Origin of the sequence: Blastococcus xanthinilyticus (genome assembly GCF_008124835.1) — a bacterium.
GTDB classification, from domain to species: Bacteria; Actinomycetota; Actinomycetes; order Mycobacteriales; family Geodermatophilaceae; genus Blastococcus; species Blastococcus xanthinilyticus.
Genome location: NZ_VNHW01000031.1, coordinates 1 through 5,508, shown reverse-complemented (window position 1 = coordinate 5,508; position 5,508 = coordinate 1). Strand labels below are relative to the sequence as shown.

Sequence of the window (5,508 nt, the reverse complement as noted above, 5' to 3'; positions counted from 1 at the left end):
GTTGTCCGGCGGCGTCCTACTCTCCCACCCCGTCTCCAGGGCAGTACCATCGGCGCTGAGAGGCTTAGCTTCCGGGTTCGGAATGTTACCGGGCGTTTCCCTCTCGCCATGGCCGCCGTAACTCTGTGAACCTGCGAACCATTTCTGGTTCGTGCGTTCAGAACCGCACAGTGGACGCGTGACATCTTATTTGGCTGACTCGTTTCACAGCACCCGTAGGAATGGTGTGTGTGGTCAAGCCCTCGGCCTGTTAGTACCGGTCAGCTCCACACCTTGCGGTGCTTCCACTTCCGGCCTATCAACCCGCTGGTCTGGGCGGGGGCCTTACCCGGTTAACCCGGTGAGAGACCTCATCTCGAAGCGAGCTTCCCGCTTAGATGCTTTCAGCGGTTATCCCTGCCGAACGTAGCTAACCAGCAGTGCACCTGGCGGTACAACTGGCACACCAGAGGTTCGTCCGTCCCGGTCCTCTCGTACTAGGGACAGCTCTTCTCAAGTCTCTTACGCGCACGGCGGATAGGGACCGAACTGTCTCACGACGTTCTAAACCCAGCTCGCGTACCGCTTTAATGGGCGAACAGCCCAACCCTTGGGACCTACTCCAGCCCCAGGATGCGACGAGCCGACATCGAGGTGCCAAACCATCCCGTCGATATGGACTCTTGGGGAAGATCAGCCTGTTATCCCCGGGGTACCTTTTATCCGTTGAGCGACACCGCTTCCACATGCCGGTGCCGGGTCACTAGTCCCAGCTTTCGCTCCTGCTCGACCCGTCGGTCTCGCAGTCAAGCTCCCTTGTGCACTTGCACTCGACACCTGATTGCCAACCAGGCTGAGGGAACCTTTGGGCGCCTCCGTTACATTTTGGGAGGCAACCGCCCCAGTTAAACTACCCACCTGACACTGTCCCTGATCCGGATCACGGACCGAGGTTAGACATCCAATTCGACCAGAGTGGTATTTCAACGGCGACTCCACGAACACTGGCGTGCCCGCTTCGCAGTCTCCCACCTATCCTACACAAGCCGAACCGAACACCAATATCAAGCTATAGTAAAGGTCCCGGGGTCTTTCCGTCCTGCCGCGCGTAACGAGCATCTTTACTCGTAGTGCAATTTCGCCGAGCCTGTGGTTGAGACAGCTGAGAAGTCGTTACGCCATTCGTGCAGGTCGGAACTTACCCGACAAGGAATTTCGCTACCTTAGGATGGTTATAGTTACCACCGCCGTTTACTGGCGCTTGAGTTCTGAGCTTCGCACCCGAAGGCACTAACCCGTCCCCTTAACGTTCCAGCACCGGGCAGGCGTCAGTCCGTATACATCGTCTTACGACTTCGCACGGACCTGTGTTTTTAGTAAACAGTCGCTTCTCACTGGTCTCTGCGGCCACCCACCGCTGCCCACCGCAAGGATGTTGACAGTAGATGGCCCCCCTTCTCCCGAAGTTACGGGGGCATTTTGCCGAGTTCCTTAACCACAGTTCGCTCGATCGCCTCGGTATTCTCTACCTGACCACCTGAGTTGGTTTGGGGTACGGGCCGCTCGGAACTCGCTAGAGGCTTTTCTCGGCAGCATAGGATCATCCAATTCGCCGCAATCGGCTATGCGTCGGGCCTCACCCTGTATGTGGGACGGATTTACCTACCCCACGGGCCACACCCTTGCACCGGTACTACCACTCACCGGTAGGACTACCTTCCTGCGTCACCCCATCGCTTGCCTACTACCAGTCCAGGTCCCGCGCTCCCCCGGATCAGACCCGAAGGTCGATCACCGGCTTTGGGCGGTTAGTATCGCTGGGTTCAGCATGGGCGTTCCTTCGCGGGTACGGGAATATCAACCCGTTGTCCATCGACTACGCCTGTCGGCCTCGCCTTAGGCCCCGACTCACCCTGGGCGGATTAGCCTGGCCCAGGAACCCTTGGTCTTCCGGCGGGGGAGGTTCTCACTCCCCTCTCGCTACTCATGCCTGCATTCTCACTCGTGTGGCGTCCACGGCTGGATCACTCCGCCGCTTCCACCGCCACACGACGCTCCCCTACCCATCCACACACCTGGCCGGCACCCCGAAAGGTGACGGCGGGCAACATGTGAATGCCACGGCTTCGGCGGTGTGCTTGAGCCCCGCTACATTGTCGGCGCGGAACCACTTGACCAGTGAGCTATTACGCACTCTTTCAAGGGTGGCTGCTTCTAAGCCAACCTCCTGGTTGTCTCTGCGATCCCACATCCTTTTCCACTTAGCACACGCTTAGGGGCCTTAGCCGATGATCTGGGCTGTTTCCCTCTCGACTACGAACCTTATCGCCCGCAGTCTCACTGCCACGCTCTCACTTACCGGCATTCGGAGTTTGGTTGACGTCAGTAACCTTGTGGGGCCCATCGGCCATCCAGTGCTCTACCTCCGGCAAGAAACACGTGACGCTGCACCTAAATGCATTTCGGGGAGAACCAGCTATCACCGAGTTTGATTGGCCTTTCACCCCTACCCACAGCTCATCCCCCAGGTTTTCAACCCTGGTGGGTTCGGTCCTCCACGCGGTCTTACCCGCGCTTCAACCTGGCCATGGGTAGATCACTCGGCTTCGGGTCTAGAGCACGCGACTCACTCGCCCTGTTCGGACTCGCTTTCGCTACGGCTACCCCACACGGGTTAACCTCGCCACGTACCGCTAACTCGCAGGCTCATTCTTCAAAAGGCACGCAATCACCCCCACGCAACAAGTGCGCATAAGGCTCTCACGGCTTGTAGGCACACGGTTTCAGGTACTATTTCACTCCCCTCCCGGGGTACTTTTCACCTTTCCCTCACGGTACTTGTCCGCTATCGGTCACCAGGGAGTATTCAGGCTTAGCGGGTGGTCCCGCCAGATTCACACCGAATTTCACGGGCTCGGTGCTACTTGGGAAACAAGCTCGGGAGAGACTCGGTTTTCGTGTACGGGGCTCTCACCCTCTACGGCGACCCCTTCCAGAGGCCTTCCACTAACACAAGTCTTTTATGACTCCCCGCCACCTCGGCAGAGGCGACTGAACTGTCCCACGACCCCGACCACACAACGCCTGCCGGCTATCACATGCGATCGGTTTAGCCTCTTCCGCTTTCGCTCGCCACTACTCACGGAATCACTGTTGTTTTCTCTTCCTGTGGGTACTGAGATGTTTCACTTCCCCACGTTCCCTCCACACGCCCTATGTGTTCAGGCGCGGGTCACACCACATGACTGGTGCGGGGTTCCCCCATTCGGAAATCCTCGGATCAACGCTCGGTTGACAGCTCCCCGAGGCTTATCGCAGCCTCCTACGTCCTTCATCGGCTCCTGGTGCCCAGGCATCCACCGTGTGCCCTTAACAACTTGGCCACACAAAAATCCCGCACCCCGCCCCCGGAAGGAAACGAAGATGCGGGCCATACCTACAAGAACTCTGCTAATCAGAGTCAGAAGATGCTCGCGTCCACTGTGCAGTTCTCAACGTACGACCAGTCACCACCCGAACCGACCCCGCCAGCCCCGACCCACCCCATGAGGCAGATCAGCGGTACGAGACCCAGGCAGCCCCGACAAGGCAACACACACCCGGCAACACACACCGGACGCCCGTTCCCTCAGGACCCAACAGCGTGCCTACGAACCAGCTCCCACCCCGACCACCCCGCTCCACGCACACACCAGAAGTGTGTGCAGTACTAGGGGCAGCACCAGGCTGCCGGCCGAACTGGTCAGCGTTCCACCCTCGAGCACCACCCCACACGCTGCGCCGGCACCCCACAACGAGGCACCGATCATGGTGTGAGCGCGGCTCTGCACCAGCAAACCCAAGGCTCGCCGGTGAAGTGCTCCTTAGAAAGGAGGTGATCCAGCCGCACCTTCCGGTACGGCTACCTTGTTACGACTTCGTCCCAATCGCCGATCCCGCCTTCGACGGCTCCCTCCACAAGGGTTGGGCCACCGGCTTCGGGCGTTACCGACTTTCGTGACGTGACGGGCGGTGTGTACAAGGCCCGGGAACGTATTCACCGCAGCGTTGCTGATCTGCGATTACTAGCGACTCCAACTTCATGGGGTCGAGTTGCAGACCCCAATCCGAACTGAGACCGGCTTTTTGGGATTCGCTCCACCTCGCGGTATCGCAGCCCTTTGTACCGGCCATTGTAGCATGTTTGCAGCCCTAGACATAAGGGGCATGATGATTTGACGTCATCCCCACCTTCCTCCGAGTTGACCCCGGCAGTCTCCTATGAGTCCCCACCATGACGTGCTGGCAACATAGGACGAGGGTTGCGCTCGTTGCGGGACTTAACCCAACATCTCACGACACGAGCTGACGACAACCATGCACCACCTGTGCACGGCCCTTACGGACCCCCCATCTCTGGGAGATTTCCGTGCATGTCAAGCCTAGGTAAGGTTCTTCGCGTTGCATCGAATTAAGCAACATGCTCCGCCGCTTGTGCGGGCCCCCGTCAATTCCTTTGAGTTTTAGCCTTGCGGCCGTACTCCCCAGGCGGGGCGCTTAATGCGTTAGCTGCGGCACGGAACTCGTGGAATGAGCCCCACACCTAGCGCCCAACGTTTACGGCGTGGACTACCAGGGTATCTAATCCTGTTCGCTCCCCACGCTTTCGCTCCTCAGCGTCAGTTTCGGCCCAGAGACCCGCCTTCGCCACCGGTGTTCCTCCTGATATCTGCGCATTTCACCGCTACACCAGGAATTCCAGTCTCCCCTGCCGAACTCAAGTCCGCCCGTATCGACTGCAGACCCGAGGTTGAGCCTCGGGATTTCACAGCCGACGCGACGAACCGCCTACGAGCTCTTTACGCCCAATAATTCCGGACAACGCTTGCACCCTACGTATTACCGCGGCTGCTGGCACGTAGTTGGCCGGTGCTTCTTCTGCAGGTACCGTCACTTTCGCTTCGTCCCTGCTGAAAGAGGTTTACAACCCGAAGGCCGTCATCCCCCACGCGGCGTCGCTGCGTCAGGCTTCCGCCCATTGCGCAATATTCCCCACTGCTGCCTCCCGTAGGAGTCTGGGCCGTGTCTCAGTCCCAGTGTGGCCGGTCACCCTCTCAGGCCGGCTACCCGTCGTCGCCTTGGTAGGCCACTACCCCACCAACAAGCTGATAGGCCGCGGGCCCATCCCCAGCCGATAAATCTTTCCACCACCAGACCATGCGGTCAGCGGTCATATCCGGTATTAGCCCCAATTTCTTGGAGTTATCCCAGAGCTGAGGGCAGGTTGCCCACGTGTTACTCACCCGTTCGCCACTGATCCCCCACCGAAGCAGGTTCACCGTTCGACTTGCATGTGTTAAGCACGCCGCCAGCGTTCGTCCTGAGCCAGGATCAAACTCTCCGTAGATGATTTGATCGCAGCTGAGAACCGAGAGCTAGCACTCTCGATATCAATCAACCAAAGGAATCCCTGCCACGACTGCACGAGCCATGACACGGGGTATTACTTGGCACTGACTTTCGGCACGCTGTTGAGTTCTCAAGGAGCGG

3 rRNA genes are annotated in these 5,508 nt (G+C 59.0%); all 3 read right to left on the bottom strand.

Annotated features, from left to right (window positions below):
• Positions 1-3: 3 nt before the first annotated feature.
• Positions 4-120: ribosomal RNA gene (gene rrf, locus BD833_RS22540) — 5S ribosomal RNA — on the bottom strand.
• Between the two features lie 110 nt (positions 121-230).
• Positions 231-3,362, bottom strand: a 23S ribosomal RNA gene (locus BD833_RS22535).
• Positions 3,363-3,846: 484 nt separating this feature from the next.
• Positions 3,847-5,365 (bottom strand): 16S ribosomal RNA (locus BD833_RS22530).
• The 16S, 23S and 5S rRNA genes sit together here, the layout of an rRNA operon.
• Positions 5,366-5,508 lie beyond the last annotated feature (143 nt).